Raw genomic sequence first — 14,517 nt, 5'->3', positions numbered from 1 at the left:
TCAGTATTGAGTGCTGATGTTATTTTTTATATTTTAGTCAAGGCATTTATTATTAAGTACTGTATTTTAATGGCTATTTAGCTATTTTAAATTCCCTTTTTCTATAATTGTATTGTGCCACTATTTAACAAATCCTCTACTTTTAATAATTTTGAATATTTATATATTGTATCTATTTTAAAATAAAAATAATCTTTGGATCTCTCATTCATTAATATAAACCTATATTCAGTTTGATATTTATGTATTGTTGGAAGTTCGAAGAAAGAGTTGTCTAAAAAATCTCTATCGATATCCCCAATTACTATTTTCCCACTTTCTAATATTCCGCTATTTAAAAGTTCTTCTATAGGGCTCTTTAAAAAAATAGAATCGCTATATTTGACCATTTTATGTTCCGGCATTAATTTTTTAGTCTCAGCATTTTTAACAAAATTATCAATAAACATACTTTTGTTTATTATCAATGCATGATCCCCAAACGCTGTTGGAATTTTTTTTATTTGTTCATCTGTAAATTTAAATTTAATCCGATCTACGGAAACTTTATTTACTTCAAATTGAGATAAACAAAATATAGGTATGTAGTAAGTGTCTGGATCGTCTATGATTTTAATGTTATTTCCTAATTTAAATAGTGTTGATTCATTTTCATTCTTTATTCCTTTTTTATTAATTTCATAATCCTCTACTTTAAAATTCTCATATATATCCCTATTCCCCATACGGACGTATCCTTTCTGGAGTTGTTCTAAATCTTTCTTTCCCCCGAATTTTACAAAAACTTGTATATTCTCTTGCATTATATGGCTCCTCCTTTCCCTCTATTACTTCTACAAGAAAGGGTAAAATCCTACATAAATATATCGCAAGTTTCGACATGTTGAATAAATACAATACTATTTCTAATTAATAATTAGTTATAATCAGTTCCCCATATTTTTTCCTAGCCTTCTGTTCTTTAGATACGCTATAAGATACCTCTACTTCTTTAATATTAAAGTCCTTATACCATTCTCTTGTAATTTCATGATCATTAATCGTTAATAGGAAATTACCTTTTAGATTACTTAACTTATCTCTAAGTAATAAATGCTCTTTCTCTCCAAATTCATGTTCATATCCTGTGGTCCCTAAATAAGGTGGATCTGCGAAGAAGAAAGTATACTCTCTATCATATTTATCAATTATATTTTCAAAACTTAGATTCTCTACATAAGTGTTTCTAAGTCTCTCCTTTAAATCACTTAAAACATTTTTATAGAATATTTGTGGCTTAGGCTTTGTATTTGTACCATATCCATAATGATCGCCTTTACTTCCAAAGCTTTGTGTTATTAAATATAAAAACCTTACAGCTCTATTTATCTCTGTTAAATATTCTATGTTATAGTTCTTATATTCTTCAAACATATCTCTGCCACTAAATTCATACTCTAACATCCTTTCTATCTCTGGTGCATGATATTTAATCATTTTAAATAAGTTTATCAGTTCTCTGTCTATGTCATTTATTACTTCCACTTTAGAAGCTTCTTTTCCAAAGTAAACCCATCCAGCACCAAAGAATAACTCTACATAACATATATGCTCTGGTATCATTTCAATAATTGTTTTTCTCAATTTTGATTTTCCACCCAATCGTGATATCGGCGGTTTCAACATAATAACACTTCCTTTTATTTTGATCTTGGGTTATATACACCGCCCGTCACACCAAAACAAATAGGAAAAGCAGTCAAGAAAGGAGGTAATTAACTCGTAATCTTGACTGCTATTTTTACTCAATATCATATTAACATATTTAAAATCAAAAAACTGTCTAGAGTTTTTCCAAATTTATGTCCATTGATTACAAACGCATATATTACATGAACAGTTTAAACACTCTTTATATATGCCATTTACCTGCATTTCCTCACATTCTTCCATGTCCTCAAACATTTTCTTTGTACGTTTTATAATGATGTAATTATTTTCTTCTAAGAACTTTATTGATTCTTCAATTTTATCCTCCACAATCTCACTCCTCTATAGTTTTTGAATCCCCTCATTCTATATCATTTTCAAAGCTTCAAGGCCAAATAATCTTATAGAAAATTTTCTAATAGCTTTACCCTTTAGTGTATATATTGATTGCCTGCTAGAATATCCAATAGATTCTGCTATATCTTCCTTAGGAACTCTTTCTATATACCATTTTCTCAATACTTGTCCATAAAACTCACAGCCTTCTTCTTCAGATATCTCATCTAAAATTTTATCTATCTTTTCAAGTTCTTTTTTTGTATTATGTCTATTTTCCGTTAATATTTGAATTTTAAATAAAACATTGATCGCTTCATCTTGTTTACATCCTCCAGGTATACCTGTAATGTCATATTGTATAGCTGTAATATCTTGTGGTCCTGATTCCCTAATTAATCTAGATATTTCCTTGTCCATATTTTCTATACTTTCATACATATCCCCATAGTGTTTCAAATAATTTTCTGCTTCTTTGATGTAGTTCATATGTTTTTACCCCTTCCTTATTTAGCTAACTTCTCTTACTTTAATATCTAATACTGCTCTTTTTCCGAATCTTGTTAACATAGATAAAGATTTCTGCAATGCTTCTGCGAATTCTAAGTTATAATCCTTAAGTGGTATATCTGCAATATCCAATAATATATTATTCTCTAATGGTTTTATTTCTTCTACAGGTATTGTTAGTTCTTCCCCAGATATAATAGGCTGCTCTTTTGAATATAGAACTAATCTTGTCCCTTTAGCTCCATAAGGAACTTCTCTAATGTCTAACCCTTGATCCTTTAATCTTTCAAGTATTTTATCTTTAATAGTTCCCCTATAGTAACTAATACTGCTTCTAGACATTCCAAGTTTTTTCAATTCTTCACCCATATTTAATTCCTCTCCTGGATTATCCATCAGCCACTTACACAACTCATTTATTTCTTTTTCAAATTTTTTCACATTGAAAACCTCCAATTCATTTAATAGCTTATCTATTTGATTTTCAGTTAAAGAATTTTCATTAATCCCTAATTCTCTCAACTTCTCAATGATTGTTGCTTTTGTAACTTCAATATCTGCACTCTTAAACTTATTTCTTAATGCAATACATATTGAATCGAAAAACGCACTACTAGACACTTTTTCTTTTATGCTCAATTTGCTACAAAGCTCATTCCACGATATCTTTCCTGAATAGTATTCTTCAATGACAGGTCCTACTATCTCAGTCATTTTTTTAAGAATTCTACTTATTTGTGCTTGTGATACTCCTATCTCTTTTGCTATATCTTTCTGTCTATATACTCCCGATTCAATTAACTTAACAATTTTAAACTCTATATCACTCAAGACTTTTTCAAGAATCTCCATCTTTTCTTTATATTTCATATCCTCTATTACAAATTCCTCTATATTAAAATTATCCGTTAACATATCTAATCTTGTTAAATTAGAACCCTCGTTTTTAGGATCTCGTACAGGAGTATCTAAATTTACTATATCTTTAGTTGCCAGCCACTCCTCAATATCCTCTTTCTTAATTCCTGATTCTTTGCAAATAGTATCAATATCCTTGTTTTCATTAATCCCTCTACCATATTCTATTCCTGCCTTATGAAGCCTTCTTGGAAGTCTAACACTATTTTTAACGTCTCTTCTAAACCTTTGGATTTCACCCCAAATAATAGGAACTGCATAAGTGCTAAATGCACCTCCAAAATTTTCGTCAAAACCTTCGCATGCTTTAATCAATCCTATATTTCCAATACTTATATATTCATCTAATAAATCAGGATTCTTAGATACATCTACCTTAAATTTAGAATGAACTACAAAGGGTACTAACTTTAAATTTTCCTCTATCATCTTATTTATTTTTTCATCTAACAACTATTACACCGCCTTATCATTCTCCCTCCAATTTTCAGCTGAATAAATATACTTGTCCCAAATCTCAATATAACGATTTTTATTCAATTCTTTTTCAACTATATTTGTCATTTCTTTAAAACTCTTGTAAGGTATAGCTTCTGCAACGTTAATACTTATCTCGTCTAACATCTCAACCAGCTCCTTTTTATTCATTATTGGGTAAAATATTTTATTAATCTTCTTTTTCATACCAAGTACATTTTTCTCTAACTGTCTCCAATATCCAATCAACATAAGTTTCATTTATTTCTTCCTCCGTTGCATCTTTATCAAATTCAATCTCTACTTTAGTAGTGTTATGATCGCCAGGGCCATATCTATAGCAGAATACAATTATCTTTTTATCTTTCATGATTAGCCTCCTTGAATCCATTCAATATTTCGCTATCCGTCACAAATTCATCATATTTTTTAATCTCATTCAATAACCTATTGCAATTATTAATCACATCAACAATATGTTTATAGTTTTTTTCTTGCTCTTCAATAATTGCCGTTTCGCACCATTTTTCCATTTTATGAAATCTAGCAATTGCAACATTATACTCCTTCTTTAATAATCCTAATTGCTTCTTCTCCACTTCTTGCCACCCCCACGATAGCACCATGTTTTTTCATTTGCTTTAAAAAATTATCTTGATATTTACTTGTCCTTCCTTTTTCATTCTTAACTTCTATAAAAAAAGCTTTTCCATCCGATTTCCTTACTCCGAATAGATCTGAAAAACCTTTCGGTACTCCAGTTGATACCATTCTTCCCGTTTCACTCATAAAGGTACCAACGTTAATTCTAAAAACTACTGCATATGGATTTAAAGCAAGACGTATTTCATTTTGAACATCCTTTTCTCTCATTAAATCACTCCCTATGTTATAATCACCTTAAAGGAGGTGATTATAATGATAATTGAAATAAAAGAACCTACTAAAAAGCTAAAAGAAATTCGTGCAAAACTAGGTTCTGATTATTCCATAAAGCCCGTTGATGGTGAACAATGTATTTATCGTAAAATTAACAGTAACTATGACTTAGAGGTATCTGGATTAAATGATAATAAAGAAAACATAGATGCAAAAATATCTGTATGGAAAATTAGCCCATATTCCCAAGTCATAGAAACTGTAAGAGATATTACTTCTCTTAACTCCCTAAGTATTTCTCTAATAGACCTTGTGGAAAAATATCAAGATTTAAATTAATAGTTGTTAGTATCAAAACTAAATCGTCTCTCGATAAGTTCTTTGAATACACCAATTCATTGAACTTATCTTTTTTGCTTTCATCATCTGTAACAAATCTAAACCTTCTCATTATTCCATCTTCTACATGTATCTTCCTAACCTTTTCATCTTCATCTATAACTATCAGTGTATAGAAATCTGGAAGTTTTACGAATTCTCTATTATTCGTATACTTCTTTTTTATTTGAGCTTCAAATTTTCTATATAATCCACTTACATAAACATCCACTTCTTTTCTATCTTTTAGTTCATTTATTAAATCTTCCGTTGATATATTTTTTAAATCCATTACAACCTCTCCTTTAGTTTACATAATATAGTTTACATAATGTTTTATATTTGTATATAATATAGTATTTTTCTTACTTATGACAGGTATGACAGGTTGAAGGGTTATACTATAAAGTCCTATAGAAGAAAATTATATATAAAAGTTTATGAAATTCAGCTCAGACTCGTCATAACCCGTCATACTTTTAATTATTCCAACTGACCTGATAAGGTTTTGAATCATCATTTAACCTTAATCCCTGATAATACCAACCATGCATTGTCTTTCTCCTCTCGTATCTCAATCCCACTTCCTTACCAAACATAGTGTTACTCATTTTATATTCTCCGTTTCTCTCTGCCCATTCTGAATAAGCTTTATACAATTCACTGGCTTTTACTTCTCCTGGTCCTTGAACTGTACAATCTTCTAAGAAAGCTGAAATAACATCCATCTCAGATTTATATTCCTTAACTGCTTCCTCTACTGCTTTTGGCATTTCCAAGCCCTCTCTCTGCCATTTTATACAGCCTTCAACTACCCAATTTAGAATTCCAGTAAGTTCTTTTTTCAACTTATATTTAAGATTCTTATCTACTTTGTCATCTGGAATTTCTACAGTGAAAGGAATTAAGTGCATTCTTCTCCAAATACCTAAATCTCTGCCTCTAATAATAGGCTTATGATTTGTGGCCATCCATAGTTTAAATTCTGCTTCAAACTCAAATTCTCGGCCATATAAATGCCTAGCCGTGACTGTATCTCCACCAGTTAATTGCTTTAATAATCCTTCATTAATTCTCGCTCCCTGGTTCGGTTCTACTGTAGTTACAAATCTAGCTCCTTTTAGCCTTGCTATATCTGAATTTGCTCCTCCAGTTTGTCTATTGACCATAATAGTCTCTGGCTGTATATTAGTAGCATAGTCCCCCATAATCTCTGATATAATGTCTAGGAATGTAGATTTTCCATTTCTACCATTTCCATAGCAGAAAAACACACACTGTTCTTTGGTGGATCCACTCATGGAATATCCTACTGCCTTCTGAATATAATTGATAAGTTCTTGGTCATTGCCAAATATCTGATTTAAAAATTCTATCCACATTGGAGTATCAATTTTATCTGTATATTCTACATAGCTCATTTTACTTAAATATCTCTCATAGTCATGGCTATATAATTTTCCATCTCTTAAGCTAATTACTCCATTCATAACATTAAAAACATCTTTATCCTTATCAAACTCACTAGGTAAAATTGATAATCTATGCTCTGATTCCTTCATCATATTGGTTTTTCCTCTATTGTTTCTGGTATATTTAAGATGCTTAAAGAAAGCTTTTTCCTCTTCTTCATCTTTACAATATGCAAGTTCTAACTTCATATCATTAATAACATCTTCAGTAAGACCTTTGACATGTCCTAAATTATCAAATTCCCATTTTCGACCATTATAAAAATACCACCCTCTATCTATATAACTGTATCTTGCTCTATTCCTAAATTTATCAACAAATCTATCAGCATTACCTGTATCATCAAAAGCATACTTTTTAATTTCTTTGTCTAGAATAACAACTCCGTAATCTTCTACACCATGCCCTGGTGTAAAAACTTCCCTGCAATCTCTAATAGCTGCATCCAATACATAATCTCCATAGGTCCGTTCTCCTCGCCTGGAATCCCACTTAGGTCTAAATAGTCCTGACTTTCTAAATATAGAATCCATCTTAAATTTATCTCTACCGGCCCAGAAAGCAAGCATATTTGCAAAAGCTAAATCTGCTTCCGATTGACTAGGATATAGTCCTTCCCAAAATCCCTGATATAAAGTATTAAACGCCTGTCCTTGCTTAGATTTTAAGGCTATATCTATTATTTGTTGCTCATCTAAATCTAAAGGTCTTGGTTCCTGTCTAGTGTTAGAGTACTCCACCGGTGTCCCTATATATTTACTGTGCAGATATTTAACCGTTTCAGTACAATCTACAACTTCTATATATTCACTTGCTATATCTCCTGTAACTGTAAAAAATCTGCCATTTTCATAAAATTCAAAGTTTCCTTTTCTCCTTCCTCCTGGAGGAAGCTTTCCTTTGCATATGATGTGAATTCCTTTTCCACTTGGTGAGTATTCTGCATAACTACCTAATCCATGTATAAATTCAGATATAATATTATCTTCATCACTATTTTTATATTTTTCTATTTCATCATCCATATTGTCTAAGTCTATTCCAAATATCCCGTTTCCTAGCATAAACCCAATGCCTGAAAAATTCTTAGATACTTTTACTGCTGTATCAAAATCAACCCATGTGGCTTGATTATTCGATTGTGCATATCCACCTGTTTTAGCATTTATAGGAGTCTTTGTTCTTCTTCCGTTCCTCTCTTCAAATCTCCAACAAACCCATTGTTTCAACTTTTTTAATTCTTCTGGTATATTCTCATACAATAGTCATCACTTCCTTTATGCAAAAGGGGAGAATTCTCCCCTATATTAAAATGGTATATCATCATTACTAACTGGATAAAATCCGCTAATTCCTGTACTTGTATTTTGACTTTCTTTAAACATATGATTACATGTATTAAATCTACTTGGTTCCCATGACTGTACTCTTTCATAAGTTTTTCCGTTATATTCCTCATGTTTAACTGTAACCCTGGCAGTTTTATTAAGAAAATCATCTAATAATTCCTGTAAACTATTGAATCTCTTTCCATTTTCTATCTTTAAGGCTTTCGCTACTGTATTTATCATTCCTGAATGATACTGTCCTGTTTCCTTGTTCTGCCATATGCTAGCAAATATATATTTATTTTTGTATTTCTGATCTACATCATTTCTAACTACTAAATGTAAGTTTATAAATATAGATCCATTTTTTGATACATCTTCAAAAGCCTTTGCCACTAATACCTCATAAGTCCCTTCTTCTATTACACTTGTATCCATTGCTTCATCATGATTTATTGTAAACATTTATTATTCCTCCTTAAAATTTATTTAATAAATCCCATCAGTTTTCCTTGATAATAGGCCCATCCTGGTTTATATCCTTTGTTCTTGGCCAACTGATATAGTTCTCCCATACTTTTACAATCCTCCGGCTCTCTATAATCAGTTGTGAAACCTTCAAAACTTCCTACTTCAACTAATTCTGATTCAATTTCCTCTACTTCTTTTTCCTCTCTTCCAAACTCATAGCCACATTCAGGGCATATGGTTGTAGTCCTTAATACTGTATAGAAACATTCCATGCATTGCTTTACTGGATTTTCTTCCTGTACTGTAGTATTAGATCCTTTCTTTGGTTCCAAACTCCACTCTCTATCCATATCAGGGGTTCCAAATCTACCTACATTGCCTACATGGTCAATTATTATAGCTGTCTTTCCCTCTTTAGGTCGCATAGGTCGCATTGCCTGCTGAATGTATAGAGAGAGGGACTGTGTAGGTCTGAGAAGTATTGCAGTATTACAATCTGGTACGTCAAACCCCTCTGAAATTAGATCCACATTACAAAGAACCATAATCTTACCTTGTCTAAAATATTCTATTGCTGCTTCTCTTTCAGCCTTTGGAGTTTCTCCATCAATATGTTTGGCCGCTATTCCATTATCATTAAATTCCTTCGCCATTCTCTTTGATTGTTTAATACTGGAACAGTAGCATATTGCTTGTTTACCATCTGATAGTTTTTTATAGTGTTTAACTACATCACCCCAAATAGCTTTGTTTTGAAATAGATCCTCTATATCAGAACTAACATACTCTCCCCTTCTAATTTTTAATTTAGAAGTATCAACTATCTCTGGAGCGTAATATTTAAATGGTGCTAAGTTTCCCCACTCAATTAATTCTGCAACTGTAGGACCAATAATCAGCTTGTCATTTACATCTCCTAATCCGCCACCATTTAGCCTTATAGGTGTTGCTGTAAAGCCTACTAGTCTAGCATTAGGAAAGTAATCGTAAATCTTCCTATAGCTACTTGCTAATGAGTGATGGTTCTCATCAGTTATGATAAGGTTTGGTTTGATAGTTTTTTCTAATCTTCTAACTACTGTCTGGACCATGCCTACCTCTACATAATCCATATCTACTCCCCACCAACTGAATGTATCTGCTATTTGTTCTTTAAGTTCCTTTCTATGGACTAAGAATAATACTCTATTCTTTTTAAATGTTGCTTTCTTAGCAATTTCACTAATCATAACAGATTTACCTGATCCACAAGGGCTTACTATGCAGGGACTTTTATATCCCTGCAAGTAGGCTTGTCTTACATTATTTATTAGTTGTAACTGATACTGTCTTAGTTGTTTCAACTGCATCACCTTCTAAAATTAACTCTGACTGTAGACAATGCTTTCTATCATCTAATTGGTTTTTAGCAAAATAACTATTTGTAGGAGCTAATATAAAACCTCTTTCACCATCTTTATTTATTGCTAGTTTTCCAACCATGTCACATAGTCCAGACACATTGTTTAATATTTTTCCATTTAATTGAGGATATGATCTATTAAACTGTTGTCCATCTGCCGTAGTATATAAATCTGTGAATTCCCATGCTGTCATAATGATATTTGCATCTAAATTTTTCATATATCTAAGCGAATTCACTAATCTAAACTGCATTTGTTGGTAATTGCCTTGGCTAGGAACTCCCATGTTTTTTCCCTTGCTCCCCAAGTCTGACAGTAAACACCTTTCTAATTCTGATATATTATCAACGGCAATGTTATTATATTTTCCTTTGTAATTTTCAAATAAATCTACTATAAGTCTCTCCCAATGTTCCCAGGTATTTATATTATCTACTTCTGCTATATCTATGTTTTTTTCACCTTTAAGAACCTTACTTGTCCTATCTACATCAAGAACTAGAGTTTTCCCTGGAAGATATTTTAAGCTTGAAGTCTTACCCATTCCCGGAGGACCATATATAAGATAAGTTCCTTTAGTCGCTTTAATATCTGTAGCTTTCTTAATTTGTAAAACCATATTTATACCTCCTAATCAAATAAGCTAATCTGTGGATCCATTATTGGTGCTACTATATATTGGCCATCTTCAAATTTGACTTCTTTCTCTTCTGTATATACTCCCTCTTGCTTATATTGTTTCTTCAAAGTCGTTGATACCTGGTGTTCAAAATAAGGTTTTCTATATTTATAAGTTTCATTAATTAGTTCCCCAAACTCATTTTCTTTTGGATATTCTTTGTAATCATCTTTTATTGATAGTTTTAGTTTTAAAGATATTTCCCCAACTTCAAATTCTTTATCATATACTTTTTCTATAGCTCTTTTAATTTCTAAATTTAAGTCATGTATCATACTATTAAATATTGGACTTTCGATATCTATTTCTAATGCTTTTCTTGATAAATCAACTTTTTCATCTATCTTAATCATTGTTATACCTCCTTAAATTCCAATACTGGCGATCTTTCTATTACTTCAACACCTTCAACTATTTCCCCAGTATCACTAAATATTACTTGCCCATTAACAACTTTTGTTTGTTTCTTCAGCTCACTCCATTTAGGAGATTTTTTTACCTCTACATAGTCATTAAGTTTATTATTTTCAATCCAACCTAATAATTTATCTATATCTCTTTTGAATTCAGGACCAGGATATTTCTTAACTATCTCTCCTGAAGGTAATCTATACTTTTCTTGAGTTTTAGTTTTCTTCTTGAACTTCTCATCAATAGTTTCAAAGTATTCTATTAAATAAGAGTTTCGTTTCTCTATAGCCGTTCTTTCTTCATCTTCTACTTTTCTAAGCTTGTCCTGTAAATTCTTGATTTTGTTTTCTAAAGCTAATTTATATCTAGCCTTTTCTACTAAATCCTTATTAACCTCTTCGATTAGCCATTCTGCATCATCATCATTTTTTATTTTCCATGCTTCCTCTATTAATAAGTTATTTTCCATCTATTTATCATCCTTTCTCAAATCAAATATCTCTAAATTTCCTTTTATTAATGTAGCTAAAAGTTTAGCTCCACACCTACAATCTACAGTTTGATTTTTCTTTATGCCTATATCTCTATTGCACTTAGGACATTTCATTATTTTAACTCGCAATCTGGTGCATAGTATTTGTCTATTTTTTCTTTTTCAATTCTAATGATTTCTTCATATTTATTTTCTAGATTACTTAATTCACTTTCTGCTTTTTTTCCTTCTCTAACTTTATTTTCTAAAATCTCCATATCTCTTAATAGAATTAATAATTCTTCTCTTGTATTTGCCATTTCAATCTGCCTCCTAATGTGATATAATTAGTAAAAGTATTTTTCTGTGAACCTATTTTGCTTGCCGGCTATAGGTTCTTTTCTTTGTATACCTTTTAAGCCTATGATGTATGTTTGAATCTGTTGAATTATATATTTCAGCTAATTCTCTATAAGTAACCCCTTGATCTCTCAGTCTTAACATATCTTCTAGATCTTCATTTCCTAAAATAAACTTCTTTTCTTCTATGATAGATAAGGCTTCATCAGGTAACATAAACTCTTCTGAACATATAGCTATAGCTAAAGCTGCTAAGTTATATCTAAGGTCCAGTATAGATTCAACTTGTGACATATTACGCACCTCCTTTCTTTAATAAAATAAAATGCTTTTAACTATGAACTTCTTTAATGCTTGTCCTTTAATTAAGTCTTTTAATTGTTTTCTGGTCACTCTGACACCTTCCAATCTATTGCCTGACCGCACTCAGTACAATAGTTATAATGCCTTAACAATTTTTCCCTACAATTAGGGCATACTGACTGCATTTGAGATATTACCACCTTCTTAGGCATCTGCTTCTCCTTTCTGTATAACTCAATTAATTTATTTTTTATTGTTACTTTTTTATCTATTGCTTTTCGACATTCCTCATAGATTTCTTGTAATCCTGATTCTAGAGTTAAATTCATGAGTCTACTGACTTCGATTGATATTTCACTAAAAAATTTTAATAAGATTTCAAAAGCTATAGTATCCTCAACCTTATCAAATACATTAAGATCAAATTTCATCATTAACACCTTCTATCAATTCTTTTAAGTTTTTTATGACAGGTTCTAAGGTGTCTGCTCTTCCAGTTACGTAAGCGGCTAATACTGAATTATCTTCTTCCTCATATTCTGTTTGTTTTTGCCTATCTTCTTCTAAAAACTTTTCATACCTTGCGATTAACAATTCTATTCCTTCTCTATAAGTCATTATTTAACCCTCCTTTCTATTATCTTTAAACCTAAATTCATATAGCCAGCTCAATAATGAACCTTCTATTTCAATCCAAAAATCTTCATCGTAAATATCAACATATGGATCAAATAAATTTATAATTGTTTCTGCTAAAGAATCATAATCAACTCCATGAATCTTACCTTCTAATAAAATTAGATTTTCACCATTTAAAAGGCTTGCAACTACGCTATATTCTCTTCCACCTTCACGAACTATCATGTATTTCAATCCTTCAATCTCAATGACTTGTCCTATTTTATAAGTTTTCATCATCTAATCCTCCTATCTTCTAATATCAAGATTTTCTTTTGCTGTTACATCTATAGTCTCTTTATCTGCATAATTAAAATTTTGTTGAGCTTGTCTTACTTTTTGCTGAATTTCAATTATCTCAAAGTCTTTATTCTTACCTACAAAACCTGCTATAAGTTTCAACCTAATTCGCCTCCTTTCCAACGTCTTATAAAATCATCACCTAATACTTTTATTAATGGTCTATAAAATTCGTCTTCATCAACCTCAAATACTTCTTTAACCTCCTTATTAATTGTTTTTCCAGTATTTCTATCTATTGTAACTGTTACTAAAGCTACTTCCATATTGCTGCACCTCCCTTAAATTCTGCTTATTGGAAATGAATATGGAACATTTAGTTTATTTGCTATAGATTTAAGTAGAGCATTATATTGTTTAAAACTTTCAAACTTAATTTCAAGTCCAGTATTCAAACTTTTTAAAAATTCATTAGACATGTGTATCGCAAGAGCGTTTGTTAACCTTTGTCTATAGACAAACTTAAAATTCATAACTGGTGTTTTAAGATAGATCGCTAACTCTGGATCGCCATAATCAGATTCTTTTAACACAATTTCTTCTATCAGTTTAACTTCATTCATTTTTAATTCCTCCATTCAATTGTGGAAAAACATCTTTAACATCTGCATCTAATGCTTTGGCTATTGCAATTGCAGTATCTAATTTAGGTATTTGTTTTCCTCTCATAATTTCATAAAAGCTTGTCCTTCCAATTCCAGATGTTTCAATAATTTCTGTTACAGTAATCCCTTTATTTTTTTTTAATGCTTGTATATATTTTTTTATGTTATTTTTCATATTCACCCCCCTTTCTTCGGCTGACCGATTATGACTTAATTATATATTCGTTTATCCGAACAATCAACGCTCAAATATTCGCTATACCGACTATTTTAAAGAAATATTGCGATATTCCTCCAAAACACTAAGTTTTCCTCAAAATTTCTATTTGCTTTACCGAATATAAAGTGTTATAATTATTCTGTAAACCGAACATTTAGTATGGGAAGGAGTTTTTTAATGTCAAGTTTAGGAAATAGCATTAAAGAGTTAAGACAACGTTACGGAATGACAATCAAAGAACTATCAGATAAATCAGGAGTCGGCCAAAGTACAATATCTGAAATAGAGACAGGAAAAGCTAAAAATCCTAAGAGCGAAACACTATCTAAATTAGCAAGTGTTTTAAATGTGACCATAGATGAATTAATGGCTGACAAGTGGGATGATCAATATAATGAAAATGGTAAACTATCTGAACAAATTAAGAGAATAGAATCTTTAGAATTCTTAACTCCAGAGGATGCTTTAAAATTTATTTTAGAACAGCCTGCCTTAATGGCTTATGGAGGATATGACTTAGATAAGATGACTGATGATGAGATTATGGGCCTTGCGAACGATATGTTATTTGCTATGAAGTTATCTATTGAAAAAATGAAAAGAAAATAATTTTTTTCATAGGAGTGA

At 30.9% G+C, this 14,517-nt stretch carries 28 protein-coding genes; 2 read left to right on the top strand and 26 right to left on the bottom strand.

The features are described 5' to 3' along the window. Nucleotides 1-101 precede the first annotated feature (101 nt). The 9 genes from KQI42_RS15825 to KQI42_RS15785 all read right to left on the bottom strand — a co-directional run bounded on the left by KQI42_RS15825 (nt 102) and on the right by KQI42_RS15785 (nt 4,803). Nucleotides 102-803: a hypothetical protein gene (locus KQI42_RS15825; protein WP_216521191.1), complete on the bottom strand. Its 702-nt coding sequence runs from the start codon at nt 801-803 to the stop codon at nt 102-104. A gap of 106 nt (nt 804-909) precedes the next feature. Beyond that, entirely contained in the window at nt 910-1,665 is a 756-nt protein-coding gene (locus KQI42_RS15820) for a DNA adenine methylase (RefSeq protein WP_216521190.1), read from the bottom strand. Between the two features lie 174 nt (nt 1,666-1,839). Continuing rightward, on the bottom strand, nt 1,840-2,019 hold the full coding sequence (locus tag KQI42_RS15815) for a hypothetical protein (protein WP_216521189.1): 180 nt from the start codon (nt 2,017-2,019) through the stop codon (nt 1,840-1,842). Between the two features lie 36 nt (nt 2,020-2,055). After that, nucleotides 2,056-2,514: a hypothetical protein gene (locus KQI42_RS15810; protein ID WP_216521188.1), complete on the bottom strand. Its 459-nt coding sequence runs from the start codon at nt 2,512-2,514 to the stop codon at nt 2,056-2,058. Between the two features lie 21 nt (nt 2,515-2,535). Beyond that, nucleotides 2,536-3,906, bottom strand: coding sequence for a sigma-70 family RNA polymerase sigma factor (locus KQI42_RS15805; protein WP_216521187.1), 1,371 nt, complete (start codon nt 3,904-3,906; stop codon nt 2,536-2,538). 3 nt (nt 3,907-3,909) lie between these two features. Further along, nucleotides 3,910-4,191 carry a hypothetical protein gene (locus KQI42_RS15800; RefSeq protein ID WP_216521186.1) on the bottom strand — a complete coding sequence of 94 codons (282 nt, stop codon included), beginning with the start codon at nt 4,189-4,191 and terminating at the stop codon, nt 3,910-3,912. Then, nucleotides 4,121-4,300, bottom strand: coding sequence for a hypothetical protein (locus KQI42_RS15795; RefSeq protein WP_216521185.1), 180 nt, complete (start codon nt 4,298-4,300; stop codon nt 4,121-4,123). The genes KQI42_RS15800 and KQI42_RS15795 overlap by 71 nt, the downstream gene beginning before the upstream one ends. Next, complete coding sequence (locus tag KQI42_RS15790) at nt 4,290-4,529, bottom strand: hypothetical protein (RefSeq protein WP_216521184.1); 240 nt, start codon at nt 4,527-4,529, stop codon at nt 4,290-4,292. Before KQI42_RS15790 ends, KQI42_RS15795 begins: the two co-directional genes overlap by 11 nt. Then, a complete protein-coding gene (locus KQI42_RS15785; RefSeq protein ID WP_216521183.1) occupies nt 4,489-4,803 on the bottom strand; it encodes a VRR-NUC domain-containing protein in 315 nt (104 codons plus the stop codon). The genes KQI42_RS15790 and KQI42_RS15785 overlap by 41 nt, the downstream gene beginning before the upstream one ends. Nucleotides 4,804-4,848: 45 nt before the next feature. Here KQI42_RS15785 and KQI42_RS15780 point away from each other — a divergent pair, with 45 nt between their 5' ends. Beyond that, a complete protein-coding gene (locus KQI42_RS15780) occupies nt 4,849-5,148 on the top strand; it encodes a hypothetical protein (RefSeq protein WP_216521182.1) in 300 nt (99 codons plus the stop codon). Here KQI42_RS15780 and KQI42_RS15775 read toward each other — a convergent pair. The 17 genes from KQI42_RS15775 to KQI42_RS15695 form a co-directional block, all read right to left on the bottom strand. Then, on the bottom strand, nt 5,090-5,479 hold the full coding sequence (locus KQI42_RS15775) for a hypothetical protein (RefSeq protein ID WP_216521181.1): 390 nt from the start codon (nt 5,477-5,479) through the stop codon (nt 5,090-5,092). The genes KQI42_RS15780 and KQI42_RS15775 overlap by 59 nt on opposite strands. Before the next feature lie 187 nt (nt 5,480-5,666). Further along, nucleotides 5,667-7,922 (bottom strand): phage/plasmid primase, P4 family, encoded by a 2,256-nt coding sequence (locus tag KQI42_RS15770; protein WP_216521180.1) that lies wholly within the window; start codon nt 7,920-7,922, stop codon nt 5,667-5,669. A 45-nt stretch (nt 7,923-7,967) separates the two neighbouring features. Further along, complete coding sequence (locus KQI42_RS15765) at nt 7,968-8,453, bottom strand: DUF669 domain-containing protein (RefSeq protein ID WP_216521179.1); 486 nt, start codon at nt 8,451-8,453, stop codon at nt 7,968-7,970. Nucleotides 8,454-8,473: 20 nt separating this feature from the next. Next, nucleotides 8,474-9,802: a DEAD/DEAH box helicase gene (locus tag KQI42_RS15760; protein WP_216521178.1), complete on the bottom strand. Its 1,329-nt coding sequence runs from the start codon at nt 9,800-9,802 to the stop codon at nt 8,474-8,476. After that, nucleotides 9,762-10,481, bottom strand: a complete 720-nt coding sequence (locus KQI42_RS15755; protein ID WP_216521177.1) for an AAA family ATPase — start codon at nt 10,479-10,481, stop codon at nt 9,762-9,764. Before KQI42_RS15755 ends, KQI42_RS15760 begins: the two co-directional genes overlap by 41 nt. An 11-nt stretch (nt 10,482-10,492) precedes the next feature. Next, nucleotides 10,493-10,894: a hypothetical protein gene (locus KQI42_RS15750; protein WP_216521176.1), complete on the bottom strand. Its 402-nt coding sequence runs from the start codon at nt 10,892-10,894 to the stop codon at nt 10,493-10,495. 2 nt (nt 10,895-10,896) lie between these two features. Beyond that, nucleotides 10,897-11,421 (bottom strand): host-nuclease inhibitor Gam family protein, encoded by a 525-nt coding sequence (locus KQI42_RS15745; protein ID WP_216521175.1) that lies wholly within the window; start codon nt 11,419-11,421, stop codon nt 10,897-10,899. Further along, entirely contained in the window at nt 11,422-11,559 is a 138-nt protein-coding gene (locus KQI42_RS15740; RefSeq protein ID WP_216521174.1) for a hypothetical protein, read from the bottom strand. Then, nucleotides 11,559-11,744: a hypothetical protein gene (locus tag KQI42_RS15735; protein ID WP_216521173.1), complete on the bottom strand. Its 186-nt coding sequence runs from the start codon at nt 11,742-11,744 to the stop codon at nt 11,559-11,561. Before KQI42_RS15735 ends, KQI42_RS15740 begins: the two co-directional genes overlap by 1 nt. Nucleotides 11,745-11,796: 52 nt before the next feature. After that, nucleotides 11,797-12,078 carry a hypothetical protein gene (locus KQI42_RS15730; protein ID WP_216521172.1) on the bottom strand — a complete coding sequence of 94 codons (282 nt, stop codon included), beginning with the start codon at nt 12,076-12,078 and terminating at the stop codon, nt 11,797-11,799. Nucleotides 12,079-12,173: 95 nt separating this feature from the next. Next, nucleotides 12,174-12,518, bottom strand: a complete 345-nt coding sequence (locus tag KQI42_RS15725; RefSeq protein ID WP_216521171.1) for a hypothetical protein — start codon at nt 12,516-12,518, stop codon at nt 12,174-12,176. Next, nucleotides 12,508-12,705: a hypothetical protein gene (locus tag KQI42_RS15720; protein ID WP_216521170.1), complete on the bottom strand. Its 198-nt coding sequence runs from the start codon at nt 12,703-12,705 to the stop codon at nt 12,508-12,510. The genes KQI42_RS15725 and KQI42_RS15720 overlap by 11 nt, the downstream gene beginning before the upstream one ends. 3 nt (nt 12,706-12,708) lie before the next feature. Further along, entirely contained in the window at nt 12,709-13,002 is a 294-nt protein-coding gene (locus KQI42_RS15715) for a hypothetical protein (RefSeq protein WP_216521169.1), read from the bottom strand. 12 nt (nt 13,003-13,014) lie between these two features. After that, a complete protein-coding gene (locus KQI42_RS15710; protein WP_216521168.1) occupies nt 13,015-13,167 on the bottom strand; it encodes a hypothetical protein in 153 nt (50 codons plus the stop codon). Then, nucleotides 13,164-13,331, bottom strand: coding sequence for a hypothetical protein (locus tag KQI42_RS15705; protein ID WP_216521167.1), 168 nt, complete (start codon nt 13,329-13,331; stop codon nt 13,164-13,166). Before KQI42_RS15705 ends, KQI42_RS15710 begins: the two co-directional genes overlap by 4 nt. Nucleotides 13,332-13,346: 15 nt before the next feature. Next, on the bottom strand, nt 13,347-13,628 hold the full coding sequence (locus KQI42_RS15700) for a hypothetical protein (RefSeq protein WP_216521166.1): 282 nt from the start codon (nt 13,626-13,628) through the stop codon (nt 13,347-13,349). Continuing rightward, nucleotides 13,621-13,845 (bottom strand): helix-turn-helix transcriptional regulator, encoded by a 225-nt coding sequence (locus KQI42_RS15695; RefSeq protein WP_216521165.1) that lies wholly within the window; start codon nt 13,843-13,845, stop codon nt 13,621-13,623. The genes KQI42_RS15700 and KQI42_RS15695 overlap by 8 nt, the downstream gene beginning before the upstream one ends. A 222-nt stretch (nt 13,846-14,067) precedes the next feature. Between KQI42_RS15695 and KQI42_RS15690 the strand changes: the two genes are divergently transcribed. Beyond that, nucleotides 14,068-14,499, top strand: coding sequence for a helix-turn-helix domain-containing protein (locus KQI42_RS15690; RefSeq protein WP_216521164.1), 432 nt, complete (start codon nt 14,068-14,070; stop codon nt 14,497-14,499). The last annotated feature ends 18 nt before the right edge of the window (nt 14,500-14,517 follow it).

Source organism: Tissierella simiarum, from assembly GCF_018917865.1.
GTDB lineage: Bacteria > Bacillota > Clostridia > Tissierellales > Tissierellaceae > Tissierella_C > Tissierella_C simiarum.
Note: the sequence above shows the minus strand (reverse complement) of the source record. Positions and strands in the feature narration are given on the sequence as shown.